The following is a 14,738-nucleotide window of genomic DNA, read 5'->3' on the forward strand; positions in this document are numbered from 1 at the left end:
GAGGCCGGTGGCAGGGCGGTCATGTGTCGTTCTCCTTCAATGGCCTTCCCGCCCGCTCCACGAGGGGGTGGACGGTGTCGGCGTTTCGGTGGGATGGGCGCGCCGGTCGTCGGGCGCCTACTGGTCACAGTGGGCCGAGGCGCGGGCCAGTACGGCGACGGCCCGGGCGAGCAGGGCGAGGGCGGCGACGCCGCACACGAGAGCGGGCAGCGCCCCGGGGCCCCAGCTCCCGACCAGGGTGTCGACCGGGCGGGCCAGCGGGGCGCACCCCGGCAGCCGTCCGGCGAACACCGTGGCGAGGGCGAGCAGTTCCGTGCCGGCGGCGATGGTGAGCACCTTGGTGGCGGCGGCGGAGAACCCGTGCGCGGAGAGCAGCCGGGCGGCCCAGAGGAGCACACCGAGCGCCATCGCACCCGCGAACTCGCCTTTGCCGTACGCCAGTTGGGTGGCCGTCAGGCAGAGGACGAGGCCGCAGAGGTACAGGGCCACGGTCGCCAAGAGCAGGGGCCGGGAGCGGCCCGTGAACTCGGCGAGGCCCCGGCTGGAGTCGAGCTTCTTGCGCGCCTGGACGGAGAAGAGGTGGGCGCACCACAGTGCGGGGGCGACCGCGAAGGCGAGCCCGGTGACGGCGGCCGGGTCGAGCGGCCAGGCGCCGTCGGGGCCGCCGCGCAGGGCCTCGTCGAGCAGCCCGTCGCCGCCGGCCGCGTACGCCATGAGCCAGGCGGAGCCGAGGACGGCGGCGGGCCGGGTGCCGGGGCCGGCGCGCAGGGGCCCTCGCCGCAGGACCAGGGTGAGGGTCACCGTGAAGGCGAGCGCGCCGAGCGCGCCCACCGCGGGGCGGACCGCGCCCTCGGTGAGCCGTACGCCTTCCACGGCGAGGACGCAGACGGTCCCGGGCAGCAGGCCCCACAGCGCCCGGCCCGCGGACGGCGCGGTCAACTCCCTTGCGGATAACGGCGGTTGCGTGTCGCGGGGCACCCGGGCGTAGAGCTCCTCGGCGAGCGAGAAGACGTCGCGGTGGCGAAACCGCGCCGCGGTGCGGTCGGTGACGCCGTGCGCTTCGAGACCGGCCGCGATCTCCAGCGGGTCGACGGCGCGTTCGCAGAGTTCGCGGTGGCGGTGCATGAGGGCTTTGACGGGGTCGGCGGGCCCTCGCCGGACGGCGGTACGGCTCGTGCCGTTCGGGGTGGGCGGAACGGCGGGGGCGCTCGGCTGCCGGTCGTTCCAGGGGGTTCCGTGCGCGGGGGCGGAGGGGTGGTCGGTCATGCGCCCGCCCCTTCCTCTGCGATGTCCAGCTGGTCCCGCGTCAGGACGGCGAGGGGGCCGGGCACCCAGCTCGGCGCGGCGCCGGCCGGCACCCGGGCGGCGGTGGGGGCCGCCCAGCGGCCGGGCACATGGGACTCGGCGGGGTGCGCGAAGGGCTGGGGCGCGGCCGCCCGATCCGCGTTCTCGCGGTGGACCGGGTTGTGCGACATGAGCTCCAGGTAAATGCCGCGAAATGCCGTGACGTTCTGCTCGACGGTGAACAGTTCGAGCGCGCGGGCGCGAGCGGCGGCGCCCAGGCGCGAGCGGCGCTCGGGGTCGCGCAGCAGGGCGACGCAGGCGTCGGCGAGGGCGCGCGGGTTGCGCGGCGGCACCACCAGGCCCGTACCGCCGATGACCTCGACGACGGCGCCGGTGTCGGTGGAGACGGTGGCGCGTCCGCAGAACATCGCCTCGACGAGGCTGATCGGGAAGCCCTCCACCACGCTGGACAGCACGACGACGCTTCCGGCGGCGTAGGCGTCGGCCAGGTCGGGGGCCTCGGGCCCGCCGATCTCCTCGAACGAGACGGGGTTGTCGCCGACGGCATGGGCGCCGGCCGCCTCGTCGGGGAAGAGCTGGGCGGCAAGGGCCCGGCAGTGCGCGAGGTAGCCGTGCGCCTCGACGCCCCGGACGGGGGCGGAGATCAGCCGGAGGCGTGCCTCGGGTTCGGCCCTGCGGACTTCGGCGAAGGCGTGCAGCAGCGCGATGAGGTCCTTGGCGGGCTCGATCCGGCCGACCCAGACGAGGGTGTGCGGGTCGCCGCCGTAGGCCCCTTCGCCCACCGCGTGGAAGCGGTCGGCGGCCATCCCGGGGTAGACGGTCCGCAGCTTGGCCCGGTCGGCTCCGCAGCGCTCCTGCCAGCGGCGGGCGTGGGTGTTGCCGGGGGTGACGAGTTCGGCCCGCGCGTAGACCTCGGCGGCGAGGCGGAGCTGAAAGCCGGAGCCCAACGCCCTTACCGGTGCGGATAGTTGGGCATTGTCCAGATACTGGGTGCGCAGGTGGACGCCGTACTCGGTGACCAGGAGGGGGACCCCGCAGAAGCGTTTGGCCAGGAGGCCGGGCAGGGCGGCGCGACCGCCGGAGGTGGCGTGGCTGAGGTCGACCGCGCCGAGCGCGTCGTCCCCGTACCAGTCGAGGGAGAGGGGGCGCAGGGCGCGTTCGAGCAGGCTCGCGAAGGCGAGGTGGTCGGGGACGCGGGCGGCCCGGACGGCGCGGTTCGCGCCCGGCGCGCGGCAGGCGGTCTCCAGAATGCGGACGGCCGTCTCGGACCGCAGCTCGCCGCCGAGGCCGCCGTGCTCACGGGCCAGGTCGGCGAGCCCGTACAGCCCTTCGGCGAAGCCTTCCGACGCCCCGCGGTTCTCGGCGCCCTCGGCGCAGATCGCCGTGGCCAGATGCCCGAACAGGGCGGCGAACTCCCGGCGTTCACGGCGCCCGTAGCCGCGCTCGGCGCGCTTCTTCGCGCCGTGGCGGCTCTCGGGCGCGGCCCAGAGCGGGGCCGTGCGCACCCGGCGCACCTGCGGGGGCAGCGCGACGAGGCCGCGCTCCTCCTGCTCACGGCTGCGGCTCAGCGCGAATATGTCGAACTCGTGCCGCGCGAGCCCGCGCACGAGCCGGTCGCACCACAGCCTGGACTCGCCGGTCGTGTACGGATAACCGCCATCCGTCAGCAGTCCGATCCGCATGTGCGCACCCCCGATCTCCCTTGTGGGCGGCCACCGTTGGCAACGGCGACTCGCAGCGGGACGAACGTATGCGGATATGCCGGTGGCGCGACGGACGGTTGTCCGTCGCGCCACCGGAAGGGGTGAATGCACGTAACTTTCGCGACCCGGGGGCGTTCGGTCGCGCTACGGGGTGGCCCGGTGACACAGGGCTATGCCACGGCCACCTCTTCGCGGTCCTGACGGTCCTGGCGGCCCTGGCCGCGCTCGGGGGTGTCGTCCCCGCGCAGCTCCCGGCGGGCCGCGCGGCGCGCCGCGGCCAGCGCGGGGTCCAGTGCGGGCACGGCCGCGAGGAGCTCCCGGGTGTACGGGTCCTTCGGCGCCCCGTACACCACGTGCACCTCGCCCTCCTCCACGATCCGGCCCTGCCGCATGACGGCGACCCGGTCGCTGACCTGCCGTACCACGGCGAGGTCGTGCGCGACGAAGACCAGCGCGAGGCCCAGCTCCCGCTGCAACCGGGCCAGCAGCGCGGTGACTTGGGCCTGCGTGGTGACGTCCAGAGCCGATACGGGTTCGTCGCACACGATGAGGGCCGGCTCGGCGGCCAGCGCGCGGGCGATCCCCACGCGCTGGCGCTGGCCGCCGCTGAACTCGTGCGGGTAGCTGTCGTACCGGTCCGGGTCGAGCCCGACCCGTTCGAGCAGCTCGCCGACGCGAGCCCGGATTCCCGCCTCGTCGCGCCGTCCGGCGGCCCGCAGCGGGTCGGCCACGGATTCGCCGATCGAGCGGCGGGGGTTGAGGGAGGAGACGGGGTCCTGGAACACCATCTGCACGGACCCGGCACGGGTGACGTGCCCGGCACTGGGCTCCAGCAGCCCCACCAGCATGCGGCCCAGGGTGGTCTTCCCGCTTCCGCTCTCGCCGACGATGCCCAGGGTTTCGCCCCGGCGCACGCTGAGATCCACGCCCTCGACGGCCGCGAAGGCGGCCCGCCCCCGCCCGAACACCTTCCGGAGCCCGCGCGCTCGGAGCACGACGTCTCCCGCCTGGGCGGGGTGCGCGACTCCGCGGCCGGTTCCGGTTCCGGCCGCGGACCGTGCGGGGCCGCTCGCGCAGTTCCCCGCGCCCCTGGCAGCATCCGGCTCGGCAGGGCCGACACCCTCAGCCCGTCCGGCGATTGAGGACGAGCGCCCTTCAGGCGCGAACGGGGTCTGGGGCGAAGCCCCAGGATCGTCCGCGGACCGTGCGGGGCCGCTCGCGCAGTTCCCCGCGCCCCTGGCAGCATCCGGCTCGGCTGGGCCAACGCCCTCAGCCCGCCCGGCGATTGGGGCCTGGGGCGGAGCCCCGGCGGCACCCCTGGCAGCATCCGGCCCGGCAGTGCCGACACCCCCAGCCCGTCCGGCGATTGAGGACGAGCGCCCTTCAGGCGCGAACGGGGTCTGGGGCGAAGCCCCAGGATCGTCCGCGGACCGTGCGGGGCCGCTCGCGCAGTTCCCCGCGCCCCTGCCAGCATCCGGCCCGGCAGGGTCAACATTCCCAGCCCCTGGGATGCGGGGGACCGAGGCCAGCAGGGTGCGGGTGTACGGGTTCGTGGGGGCGCCCAGGACCGCGCCCACGGGCCCCCGTTCCACCGCCCTCCCCTCCCGCATCACCAGCACCTCGTCCACGCTCTCCGCCGCGACCCCCACGTCATGGGTGACGAGGAGCAGTGCGAGGCCCGTCGAGTGGCGCAGGTCGTGGAGGAGGTCCAGGATCTGGGCCTGGACGGTCACGTCGAGGGCCGTCGTGGGCTCGTCCGCGATCAGCAGGCGCGGCTCGCAGGCCAGCGCCATCGCGATGAGGGCCCGCTGCCGCATCCCCCCGCTGAACTCGTGCGGGCGGGAACGGGACTTGCGGGCCGCGTCCGCGATGCCGACCCGGTCGAGGACCGAGACCGCGCGGGCCCGGGCGGCCCGGCGCGAGCCGCCCTCGTGCACCCGGTACACCTCGGCTATCTGGTCGCCGATGCTGTAGTACGGGTCGAGCGAGGACAGCGGGTCCTGGAAGACCATCGCCGCCAACCCGCCACGGAGGGAGCGGAGTTCGGCGTCGGAGGCGGAGGCGACATCCACTCCCGCGACCCGGACGGAGCCGGTGACCCGCGCCCCGGTCCCCCGGTGCAGGCCCAGCAACGCGTACGCGGACGCGCTCTTGCCGGAGCCGGACTCGCCGACGACGCCCAGCGCCGCGCCGGGCCGGAGCGTGAAGGAGAGGCCGTCGACGGCCCGTACCGCGCCGAAGGAGATGCCGAGGTCGGTCACCTCGACCAGAGGCTCGGTCATGACAGCACCACCCGTCGATCCGCCATCGCGTACAGGACGTCCGCGACCGCATTGGCAAGCACCACGAAGAATCCGGTGGTCAGGACCACGCCGACCACCACCGGCAGGTCGACCGTGCGCACCGAGAGGACGAGCTGGCGGCCGATGCCGGGGATGCCGAAGAGCGTCTCGGTCAGCACCGCGCCGCCGAACATGGTGCCCGCGTCGAGCGCGCTGAGCGCGATCACCGGGGCGACCGCGCCGCGCAGGGCGTGCCGTCCGACGATGGCCCGCTCGGTCAGCCCGTACGCCCGGAACGTGCGCACATGGTCCTCGGCGAGCGTCTCCAGCATCGAACTGCGGGTCAGCCGCGCGTACTTGGCCGCTTCGATCAGGGCCAGCGAGAACCAGGGCAGGAGCAGCCCCCAGAACCACTGCTGCGGGTCGTCCGTGAACGGTACGTACTGCGGGAACGGCAGCCACTGGAGGGTGGAGCACAGGACGATGATCAGCAGCAGGCCGATGACGAAGACCGGTGTGGAGGTGCCCGCCAGGGTCAGCCAGGTCAGCACCCGCTCGATCGCCCCGCCGCGCCTCCACGCGGACAGCACACCCGTGCCGACGCCGATGAGCAGCCACAGCGCGAACGCGCCGACGACCAGCGATCCGGTGACCGGGAGCTTGCCGAGGATGAGGTCGGTGACCTGCTCGTCGGTGCGGTAGGACTGGCCGAGGCAGGGCGCGGAGCAGTGCACCACCCCCGTGCCGGAGGAGAAGTCGCGGCCGGCGAAGACGCCCTGGAGGAAGTGCGCGTACTGGAGGTACAGCGGGTCGCCGAGGCCCAGCCTGTCGTGGACCAGGGCCACCTGCTGCGGGGAGCAGCGTTCGCCGCAGACGATCTGGGCGACGTTGCCGGGGGCCACGTAGAAGACGGCGTACACGATGACGGAGAGGGCGAGGAGCACAAGCGCGGCTCCGGCGATCCGGCGCAGCAGATGACCTGTCAGGCCGCTCAACGTGCCTTCTCCTCACGGGACTTGCCGGTACCGACGCGCAGCCGCGACGCCGCCCTCGGGTCCAGGGCCGTGCGCACTCCTTCACCGATCACCGTCAGCGAGAGGACCGTGACGAAGAGCAGGCCGGCGGGCAGCAGGAGGTAGGTGGGGGCCGCCTGGTACCAGGTGTTGGCATCCGTGAGCATCTGGCCCCAGGACGGCGTGGGCGGCTTGATGCCGACGCCGAGGAAGGACAGCGCGGCCTCGGCCACCACATTGCTGGGGACCAGGAGCACGGCGTACGTGATGACGGGTGCGGCGAGCGCGGGCAGCAGCTCGCGGCGGGCGATCGCCCAGGTGCCCCAGCCGCTGAGCCGCGCCGCCGAGACGTGGTCCACCGTCTTGAGCGCGAGGGCGCCCGCCCGCACGATCTTCGAGGTGCCGAACCAGCCGAGCCCGGCGATGATCAGGGTGATCAGGACCGGACGCGGGATCGAGGCGGGCGCCACGGCGAGCAGACCGAGCGTGATGACCAGCATCGGAAGCGCGGCCGCGACGTCCGTGACGCGGCTGACGAGCTGGTCGGCCCAGCGTCCGCCGAGCGCGGCGAAGAGTCCGAGGGCGACGCCGAGCGCCACCTGGATGAGGGTGGCGACGAAGGCGACGCCCAGCGAGACGCGGGCGCCGTAGACGATCCGGGCGAACAGGTCGCGGCCGGTCCCCGGTTCGACGCCGAGCCAGTGCTCACCGCTGATCCCGCCAAACGGGCCGAGCGGCACGCCGCCACTGGCCGAGTCGACGAGCGCGGGGTGGTAGGCGTCGGGGTCCTGCCCTTCGAGCGCGGTGAGCAGCGGGGCCGTGAGCGCGACCAGGACGAGCAGGGCGAAGACGCCCGCGGCGGCGGTGACCGCGCGCTGGGCGCGCAGGCGCCGCCAGAAGAGGCGGCCGCCGGGGGCGGGCGCGTCGACGCCCGCCCCGGTGGTCAACAGGGCTTCGGACATGGCTACTTGACCGCTACCTGGGATATGTCGAGCACGCCGGTCCAGTCGCTGATGACGACGTTCTTGACGTCCTTGCCGACCAGCCGCTTGTAGACGGGGTGGAACAGCGGCACGACCACGGCCTGCTCGCCGATCCTCTTGTCGAGCGCGCCCCAGCGCGGCGCCGCGGCGGTCAGGTCGGTCAGCTTGTTGATCTCGTCGATCTCGCTGTTGACGGAGGCGTCGTTCAGGAAGCCGGTGTTGAAGTTGGCGCCGTCCCGGACGATCTGCCGGCCGTCGAAGATCGGCGCGAGGAACGGGCCGCCGGAGGGCCAGTCGGCGCCCCAGCCGCGCAGGAAGAAGCCGGGCTCCTTCTTCGCGCTGGCGACGGTGTCGTTGTAGTCGTTGCCTTCGAGGCCCTGGAGCCTGACGGTGATGCCCGCCTTCTTCAGGGCGTCCTGGAGGGCGGTGGCGACCTCGGGCCCCTTGGGGCCGCCCTTGGCGTTGGAGTGGGTGAGCGTGACGGTGAGCCCGCCGGCGTGGCCCGCCTCCTTGAGCAGCTCCCTGGCCTTGGCCGCGTTGCCGGACTCGCCCGCCGGGAAGAGGTCGTACGGGGTGTACCCGAAGGCCTTCTGGTTCGGCAGGAAGGTGGTGGCGGGCTCGGCGAGCGAGGAGCCGCCGACCGCGTTGACGGCCGAGGTCCGGTCGACGGCGTACGCGATGGCCTGGCGGACCTTGGGGTCGTCGAACGGCTTCACGTTCGGGTTGAACGCGATGTAGTTGGTGTAGCCGAAGTGCCCGGTGCCGACCCGCGCGGCGAGCTGCTTGTCGCTGCCGACCTTGGCGAGTTCGGCCGGGCCCAGGTTGGTGTCGGTGGTGACGGCGGCCGCGTCCGGCCCCTGCGAGGCGGACAGCCGCTGGTTGATGACGGCCTGGTCGAGCCCGGAGCGCACGTCGATGGTGTCGGGGTAGGCCTTGCGCTCGGGGTCGGTCGCCCCGGACCAGTTGGGGTTGCGCTCCAGGACCAGGTGCTCGCCGTCGTTCTCGTTCTTGACGACCTTGTACGGGCCGGACGAGACGGGGTGCTCCTCGTACTTGGTGCCGTTGTCCTTCGCCTTGGGGACCGGCGCGAACTGCGTCTGGGTGGCGAGGAAGGGGAACTCGCCCTCGGGCTTGTTCAGGTGGAACACGATGGTCTTCGCGTCCGGGGTCTCGATGGAGGCGAGCCCCTTGCCGCCGTCCTTGTAGGGGCCCTGGTACTGGGCGCCGCCGACCAGCCAGTCCCTCACGTACGGTGCCCCGCCGGAGAGTTCGGCCGCGAAGGAGCGCTCGATGCCGTACTTGATGTCGGCGGTGGTGATGGGGCTGCCGTCCTCGTACTTCAGCCCGTCCTTGAGCGTGTACGTCCACACGGTCGCGTCCGCGTTGGGCCTGCCGGTGTCGGTCGCGAGGTCGGGGACCACCTTGGTGCCCTCGGCGCCGTTCGCGCGCTTGCGGGTGGTCAGGGTGCGGAAGACGAGCGAGGGGACGTTTCCGCCGCCGGAGGTGTAGAGCCGCGCCGGGTCGAAGTCGGTCTGCGCCTCGTTGTTGAGGACGCTGAGCGTGCCGCCCTTGTGGGGCGTGCCGGACGCGCCGGAGCCGGCGCTCTGGGCGCCGCCGCCCTCGGGGCCGCAGGCGACGGCGCCCAGGGCGAGAACCACGGCTGTCGCGGCCGCTCTTGCGACATTCCCTGACGAAATGGACGTGTGACGCATCGGAAGAAAGCCTCTCGGTGACTGCTGGGCAGGGCGGGAAACGCGGGCGCCCACAGCACCGCAAGGAAAGAGAGGTGGCTGCGCCCGCAGGAGAAACCGTGCGAAAGCACGGAAATGCCCCGGGCGCGGAAAAGGGAAAAGGAAGAGTCGAACGCGCTCGGGACGGCGTCAGCTACAGAGAATGTCGGCCACGCTGTGCCAGGTCACGCCGATGAGCGCCAGCTCGATGGCGGCGCGTTCGGAGGCGGCGGGACGGTGCGACATGCCGAGAAATATGGACGACCCGCTGTTCACTGTCAATCGAGAACGAGACGGCCGTCCCACATGCTGGACATGCGGGACGGGGACGTCATCAACTCCCGGGATACACCCAGGGGTTGGGCAGACACTTGATGCCCTTCAGGTCCAGCGACTTGGTCTGCTGCTGCATCACCGGCGCGGGCGCGCCGGGCGTGCGGCAGGACTCGTGGTCGTGGCCGAGGCGGTGGCCGACCTCGTGGTTGATGAGCATCTGCCGGTAGGCGAGCATCGCCTTGGGGCCGAAGGTCACCGACCCCTGGGCCCAGCGGTAGGCGTTGATCATCACGCGGTCGGTGGCCGCCGAGTCGCAGGAGACGTTGTCCTCGGTGGTGTCGAGGCCCGACTTGGCGCACCAGGCGCCGGTGGTGCCGGGGCTGGCGAGCGTGATCACGAAGTCCGGCTTGCCCGACGAGACCCGCTCGAAGGCCATCTTCCCGGCATGCGCCCAACTGCGGTCGTCGTTGAGGGTCTTCTGCACGGCGTCGGCGAACAGGCCGCCGTCGAGCGCGAGCCCCTTCTCGATGTCCACCCGGTAGCGGTACTTGGTCCCCTTGCCGGGCGCGGGGGCGGACCCGGGCACGGCCTCGAAGGTGCCCGACGCGGTGAGCCCGGCGTCCAGCGGGTACTGCTGGGCCATCTTCTGGTCGTACGTCAGGACCGCGGGGGCGGCCTGCGGGGTGGAGCGGCCACTGCCCCGCGAGGCCGAGCCGTCGTCGTCGCGGTGCTTGTCGCCCGCCGACTGGCCGGCGACGTCGTGCTTGCCGCCGTCGGAGGCGACCTGCCCGGCGACGACGACCGCGAGCACGGTGGTCACCGCGGCGGCCGCGATCCCGGTGAACGTCCGCCCCTTGGAGGTCTTGGCCTTCGCCTCGGGCGCGGGCGCCGGCGGCTCCTCCCGCGCGGGCATCGGGACGCCGGCGGTACGCGGCCCCCCGGTGTCGGCGGGCCCGTCGAAGGCCTCGGTGTAGGAGCGCCGCGGGCCCGGTATGCGGGGCGCGGCGCCGTACGGGGACTGCTGGACCGGACGCGGCTTCCCGTGCCCGGCACCGTGGCGGGCCGCGTATCCGGCGCCGGGGCCGTCCTCGCGGTGCTGGGGGTGGCCGCCGCGCACCTGAGGCGTGCCGAAGGCCGGGGTGCCCGCGCCGTGGTGGGACTCGGGGCCGTCGCCCTGGACCGGTCGTCTGCGCCGACCGCCACCGGGGGCGGGGGCCGGAGCCGGGGCGGGAGCCTGCTCGGCCTCGGGGGCCCGGAGCGCCCGCGCCTGGGGTATGGCCCCCTCGCCGCCGGTTCCCTTGGGTCGGCTGTGTCGTCCCACGCCCCGGATCAGCTCCTGTTGTCTCGGTCGTCGCCGCGGTGTCGGCCGCCGCTGGTGTCGTCGATCAGCTCCCGCACGGCACGGGCGACCGTCTCGGGGTACTCCATCATCGCCACGTGCCCGGCATCGGGCAGCGTCAAAAGCCGCGAGTCGCGGTAGGCGGCCGCCGCACGGCGGGCCATCCGGAACGAGACGAGCCGGTCACGGGCGCCGTACACGAGCAGCGTCGGCGCGAGGACCCGCTGCGCCTGCCGCCACAGCCCGTGCTGACCGCCCAAGGTGTACGCGTCCACGATGCCACGGGTCGAGCGCACCATCGCGTCCCAGAAGTACGGCAGTTGCAGGCGCCGCTCCATCTCACGCACCGCGGCCTCGAACCCCTCGGGCGTGATCCGGGCGGGGTCGCCGTAGGAGAGCGCCATCGCACCCCGGGTGCGGTCCTCGGCGGTCCAGTCCCGGGTCAGCTTCGCGAACAGGGCGGCGACGCCGGGCACCGCGATCAGCGCGGTCGGCCAGGCGCCGCGCTGGACGCGGATCTCGGGCAGCGCGGGCGAGACAAGCGTCAGGGTGCGCACCAGGTCGGGGCGTACGGCCGCGACACGGGTGGAGACGGCGCCGCCCAGCGAGTTGCCGATGAGGTGGACCGGGCCGCGGGCCGTCGAGTCGAGCAGGCGGATCACGGCGCGGGCATGGGCGGTGACCGAGTAGGCGCCGTCGTCCGGCGGCGGGGAGTCCCCGAAGCCGGGCAGATCGAGCGCCTCGCCGTCCACGGTGTCGGCGAGCAGCGCCATCAGGGCCGACCAGTTGCGCGAGGAGCCGCCGAGCCCATGGACGTACAGGGCGGGTTCGAGGCCGGGGCGGGTGCCGGGCCGGGACCGGACGGCGAGCGTGAGGCCGGGCATGCTCACCTGGCGCAGCTCCTCGCCCTCGGCGGCGCCGACCGGGCTCACCCGTGGCGCCAGGGCGGCAGCGGCGGGGGTTTCCGGCAGCTCGGTCGAAGACATGCGGGCAATGTTACGAGACGATCACACCGTGGTTCATGTGTTCGCCGTCACAGGCCATATAGCGGTCGGCCCGGGGAACTTCTAGGCTCATAAGGAAGCCCCCGAATCACTCGAAGCCGACGAAAAGGGTGCAGTCATGTCCGTCGATCCCAGCGATCCGGAAACCTTCCAGGAAGCGGAGGAGGGCGCCCCGCGGGTGCCCGACGAGACCAACGAGGCGGACGCCGCCGAGCAGCACACCGACGTACGGCAGGACCGCGACGAGCCCCTGAGCCGGGTCGATCCCGGCAGCGCCAACGAGGCGGACGCCGTCGAGCAGACACGGGTGGTCTCCCTCGACGAGGACGACTACCGATGATTTGTTCGGTTTACCCCGGGTATCTCCGGCTACCCAGCGCGTCCGGTCCGTGAAATTCTGCGTTCGCGCCGCGCACAGCCGGGTTACCCAAAAGTACGATGGCGGCGCGCGTACTCGCGCACCGGAACAACTTTGGGAGGCGGCGTGACAGCCATCGAGCAGACCGAGGCAGCGCGCCCGCGGGGCACGCGCCTGCCGCGCCGGGCCCGCCGCAATCAGCTTCTGGGCGCGGCCCAGCAGGTTTTCGTCGCGCAGGGTTACCACGCGGCCGCCATGGACGACATCGCGGAGCGGGCGGGCGTCTCCAAGCCGGTGCTCTACCAGCACTTCCCCGGCAAGCTCGACCTGTATCTGGCCCTGCTGGACCAGCACTGCGAGTCGCTGCTGCACGCCGTCCGCACCGCCCTCGCCTCGACCTCGGACAACAAGCTCCGCGTCGCCGCCACGATGGACGCCTACTTCGCGTACGTCGAGGACGAGGGCGGCGCCTTCCGGCTCGTCTTCGAGTCGGACCTGACCAACGAACCGGCCGTGCGCGAACGCGTGGACCGGGTCAGTCTCCAGTGCGCCGAGGCCATCTCGGACGTCATCGCCGAGGACACCGGCCTGTCCAAGGACGAGTCGATGCTGCTGGCCGTGGGCCTGGGCGGGGTCTCCCAGGTGGTGGCCCGCTACTGGCTCTCCAGCGAGTCGACGATCCCCCGCGACAAGGCGGTCCAGCTCCTCACCTCGCTGGCCTGGCGCGGCATCGCGGGCTTCCCGCTGCACGCCTCCGAGGGCCACTGAGCGGCTTTCGGCCGGTCATTCCCGGATTCTGTTCGCTCCTGGCGTTCAGCCACCGGCCATTTCGGGCCCGGTGGCCGGGCTAATGTGTGCAGCGGACAGCGCGGCTTACCGCGCACCGCACGACGTCGGAGGGACTTAGCCGTGGAGGTCAAGATCGGCGTGCAGCACGCGCCCCGGGAGATCGTTCTGGAGAGCGGGCAGTCCGCCGAAGAGGTCGAGAGCGCGGTAGCCGACGCCCTCGCCGGCAAGGCGCAGCTGCTCAGTCTCACGGACGACAAGGGCCGCAAGGTCCTGGTGCCGGCCGACAAGATCGCATACGTGGAAATCGGCGAGCCGGCGGTCCGCCGCGTGGGCTTCGGCGCGCTGTAGTACACGGCACATCGCGGAAGGGGTGCCACCGGTTCACGCCGGTGGCACCCCTTCCGCGTGGTCGCGACACGTGCCGAACGCCCCTGGGAACGCGGCCCTGTTCCGGCCTCGCCGCGTTGCTTCCTCCCGGTGAGGGGAGGGTTGCGTTCCGCGAGGGTCGGGTAGGACGGCTGTGACCGGATCCGCCCTGGCCACACCCTTGGGAGGGACGCACATGCTGCTGGAAGCCATTGGCTCCGTACTGCTGGGATTCGCCCTCGCGTGGACCGCCGCCGCCCGGCTGGCCCACCGGCTGCCCGACCGCCGCACGGTGCTCGGAGTCGGCCCGCTCGCCGGGTTGTTCGGCGCCTTTCTGACCCACTCGGCGATCGGCCCGGGCCACGGGGTGACCACGGTGCTCGGCGCCGCGTTCGTCGCCTCGGTCACGCTCTCGCTGCTGCTGCGGCCGACGCGCCGCCTGCGCCGATGGGCGGCGTAGGCGGCGCTCCCGTACGAGAACGCCGCTTCCCGCCGAGTCCTCACCCGCCGCGCGCGGTCCGCGCGCTGACGGGGCGTCGGGTCCCGGGGTGCTAGGCGGCCAGGCCCAGCGCGGCCATGCGCTTGGTGTGGGCCTTGGTGATCCGCGTGAACATCTCGCCGACCGCCGCGAGGTCGAAGCCCGCGGCCACCCCGTCGACGCCGCCGACCAGCATCGTCGAGAGCGCGTCGCGCTCGGCGACCACCCGCTGGGCCTGCGAGAGCGCCTCGCCCATCAGGCGCCGGGCCCACAGCGCGAGCCGGCCGCCCACCCTCGGGTCCGCCTCGATCGCCGCCCGCACCTTCTCCACGGCGAAGTTGCCGTGCCCGGTGTCGTCGAGCACCGCGAGGACGAGCGAGCGGGTGTCGGAGTCGAGGTGGTTGGCGACCTCGCGGTAGAAGTCGCTCGCGATCGAGTCACCGACGTACGCCTTGACCAGACCCTCCAGCCAGTCCGAGGGAGCGGTCTGCTGGTGGAAGTCGTCGAGCGCCTTGGCGAACGGCTCCATCGCGGCGGTCGGCTCCGCGTCGACCTGGGCGAGGCGGTCCCGCAGCCGCTCGAAGTGGTGGAACTCGGCGGAGGCCATCTTCGCCAGCTCCGCCTTGTCCGCGAGCGATGGCGCGAGCTTCGCGTCGTCGGCGAGCCGCTCGAAGGCCGCGAGCTCTCCGTAGGCGAGGGCGCCGAGAAGGTCCACGACGGCGGCGCGGTACTGGGGCACCGCGGAGGCCGCCGCCCAGTCCTGGGCGGCGATCCCGGTGCGCTCGGGCTCCGGGGTGGTTCCTTCGGCTGCAGTGGCGTTGTCAGACGTCTCCATAAGCCGCACAATAGCCCGCCCGGGGTGGGCCGTAAGGGCCTGCTTCCTCACACCCGAACCACCGGTCCCGCGAATTGTCCCGACACACATGCGCGAATCCGGGGTACAGTGGTAATGCGCCCGCCGAGTATGCAGACGGGCTGCACGAATGAGGATGCCCGGTCGGTTGCTCCGGTCGGCTCCGACCCGACAGCCCTCCACGGGACGCGTTTCAGTACGTGCCACCGAAGAGGGATCCCTCAGCGGCACGAGCGCTTGAGCGACGGCAGTGGTCCCG

General features: G+C 73.0%; 14 protein-coding genes. 4 read left to right on the top strand and 10 right to left on the bottom strand.

Going from position 1 to position 14,738, the window contains the following annotated elements; translation table 11 throughout:
• Positions 1 to 117: 117 nt before the first annotated feature.
• From N4G70_RS19410 to N4G70_RS19450, 9 genes are all read right to left on the bottom strand, one after another.
• Entirely contained in the window at positions 118 to 1,266 is a 1,149-nt protein-coding gene (locus N4G70_RS19410) for a hypothetical protein (protein WP_261713929.1), read from the bottom strand.
• Positions 1,263 to 2,987: a DUF3492 domain-containing protein gene (locus tag N4G70_RS19415; protein WP_261713930.1), complete on the bottom strand. Its 1,725-nt coding sequence runs from the start codon at positions 2,985 to 2,987 to the stop codon at positions 1,263 to 1,265. Before N4G70_RS19415 ends, N4G70_RS19410 begins: the two co-directional genes overlap by 4 nt.
• A gap of 191 nt (positions 2,988 to 3,178) precedes the next feature.
• Positions 3,179 to 5,290, bottom strand: a complete 2,112-nt coding sequence (locus N4G70_RS19425; protein WP_315904270.1) for a dipeptide ABC transporter ATP-binding protein — start codon at positions 5,288 to 5,290, stop codon at positions 3,179 to 3,181.
• Positions 5,287 to 6,276, bottom strand: coding sequence for an ABC transporter permease (locus N4G70_RS19430; protein WP_261714030.1), 990 nt, complete (start codon positions 6,274 to 6,276; stop codon positions 5,287 to 5,289). Before N4G70_RS19430 ends, N4G70_RS19425 begins: the two co-directional genes overlap by 4 nt.
• Before the next feature lie 5 nt (positions 6,277 to 6,281).
• A complete protein-coding gene (locus tag N4G70_RS19435) occupies positions 6,282 to 7,265 on the bottom strand; it encodes an ABC transporter permease (protein ID WP_261713931.1) in 984 nt (327 codons plus the stop codon).
• 2 nt (positions 7,266 to 7,267) lie between these two features.
• Positions 7,268 to 8,998 (bottom strand): ABC transporter substrate-binding protein, encoded by a 1,731-nt coding sequence (locus N4G70_RS19440; protein ID WP_261713932.1) that lies wholly within the window; start codon positions 8,996 to 8,998, stop codon positions 7,268 to 7,270.
• A 168-nt stretch (positions 8,999 to 9,166) separates the two neighbouring features.
• The gene (locus tag N4G70_RS37035) at positions 9,167 to 9,262 is read right to left on the bottom strand and encodes an Ms4533A family Cys-rich leader peptide (RefSeq protein ID WP_315904271.1); all 96 of its coding nucleotides are present in this window, start codon (positions 9,260 to 9,262) and stop codon (positions 9,167 to 9,169) included.
• 88 nt (positions 9,263 to 9,350) lie between these two features.
• Positions 9,351 to 10,613 carry a DUF3152 domain-containing protein gene (locus N4G70_RS19445; RefSeq protein WP_261713933.1) on the bottom strand — a complete coding sequence of 421 codons (1,263 nt, stop codon included), beginning with the start codon at positions 10,611 to 10,613 and terminating at the stop codon, positions 9,351 to 9,353.
• Between the two features lie 8 nt (positions 10,614 to 10,621).
• Positions 10,622 to 11,617 carry an alpha/beta fold hydrolase gene (locus N4G70_RS19450; protein WP_261713934.1) on the bottom strand — a complete coding sequence of 332 codons (996 nt, stop codon included), beginning with the start codon at positions 11,615 to 11,617 and terminating at the stop codon, positions 10,622 to 10,624.
• 136 nt (positions 11,618 to 11,753) lie between these two features.
• Here N4G70_RS19450 and N4G70_RS19455 point away from each other — a divergent pair, with 136 nt between their 5' ends.
• The 4 genes from N4G70_RS19455 to N4G70_RS19470 all read left to right on the top strand — a co-directional run bounded on the left by N4G70_RS19455 (position 11,754) and on the right by N4G70_RS19470 (position 13,608).
• Positions 11,754 to 11,975, top strand: coding sequence for a hypothetical protein (locus N4G70_RS19455; RefSeq protein ID WP_261713935.1), 222 nt, complete (start codon positions 11,754 to 11,756; stop codon positions 11,973 to 11,975).
• 144 nt (positions 11,976 to 12,119) lie between these two features.
• Positions 12,120 to 12,761, top strand: a complete 642-nt coding sequence (locus N4G70_RS19460; protein WP_261713936.1) for a TetR/AcrR family transcriptional regulator — start codon at positions 12,120 to 12,122, stop codon at positions 12,759 to 12,761.
• Between the two features lie 141 nt (positions 12,762 to 12,902).
• Positions 12,903 to 13,130, top strand: a complete 228-nt coding sequence (locus N4G70_RS19465) for a DUF3107 domain-containing protein (protein WP_120721528.1) — start codon at positions 12,903 to 12,905, stop codon at positions 13,128 to 13,130.
• A 214-nt stretch (positions 13,131 to 13,344) separates the two neighbouring features.
• The gene (locus N4G70_RS19470; protein WP_261713937.1) at positions 13,345 to 13,608 is read left to right on the top strand and encodes a hypothetical protein; all 264 of its coding nucleotides are present in this window, start codon (positions 13,345 to 13,347) and stop codon (positions 13,606 to 13,608) included.
• Positions 13,609 to 13,699: 91 nt separating this feature from the next.
• Here N4G70_RS19470 and N4G70_RS19475 read toward each other — a convergent pair whose 3' ends face one another.
• Positions 13,700 to 14,461, bottom strand: coding sequence for a ferritin-like domain-containing protein (locus N4G70_RS19475; RefSeq protein ID WP_261713938.1), 762 nt, complete (start codon positions 14,459 to 14,461; stop codon positions 13,700 to 13,702).
• Between the last annotated feature and the right edge of the window lie 277 nt (positions 14,462 to 14,738).

The organism is Streptomyces sp. ASQP_92 (assembly GCF_025399895.1).
Lineage (GTDB): Bacteria > Actinomycetota > Actinomycetes > Streptomycetales > Streptomycetaceae > Streptomyces.

What these genes read in the sequence shown, in the direction of transcription:
- N4G70_RS19410 (WP_261713929.1), bottom strand. Translation starts at nt 1,266, where the DNA reads ATGACCGACCACCCCTCCGCCCCCGCGCACGGAACCCCCTGGAACGAC.
- N4G70_RS19415 (WP_261713930.1), bottom strand. Translation starts at nt 2,987, where the DNA reads ATGCGGATCGGACTGCTGACGGATGGCGGTTATCCGTACACGACCGGC.
- N4G70_RS19425 (WP_315904270.1), bottom strand. Translation starts at nt 5,290, where the DNA reads ATGACCGAGCCTCTGGTCGAGGTGACCGACCTCGGCATCTCCTTCGGC.
- N4G70_RS19435 (WP_261713931.1), bottom strand. Translation starts at nt 7,265, where the DNA reads ATGTCCGAAGCCCTGTTGACCACCGGGGCGGGCGTCGACGCGCCCGCC.
- N4G70_RS19440 (WP_261713932.1), bottom strand. Translation starts at nt 8,998, where the DNA reads ATGCGTCACACGTCCATTTCGTCAGGGAATGTCGCAAGAGCGGCCGCG.
- N4G70_RS37035 (WP_315904271.1), bottom strand. Translation starts at nt 9,262, where the DNA reads ATGTCGCACCGTCCCGCCGCCTCCGAACGCGCCGCCATCGAGCTGGCG.
- N4G70_RS19450 (WP_261713934.1), bottom strand. Translation starts at nt 11,617, where the DNA reads ATGTCTTCGACCGAGCTGCCGGAAACCCCCGCCGCTGCCGCCCTGGCG.
- N4G70_RS19455 (WP_261713935.1), top strand. Translation starts at nt 11,754, where the DNA reads ATGTCCGTCGATCCCAGCGATCCGGAAACCTTCCAGGAAGCGGAGGAG.
- N4G70_RS19470 (WP_261713937.1), top strand. Translation starts at nt 13,345, where the DNA reads ATGCTGCTGGAAGCCATTGGCTCCGTACTGCTGGGATTCGCCCTCGCG.
- N4G70_RS19475 (WP_261713938.1), bottom strand. Translation starts at nt 14,461, where the DNA reads ATGGAGACGTCTGACAACGCCACTGCAGCCGAAGGAACCACCCCGGAG.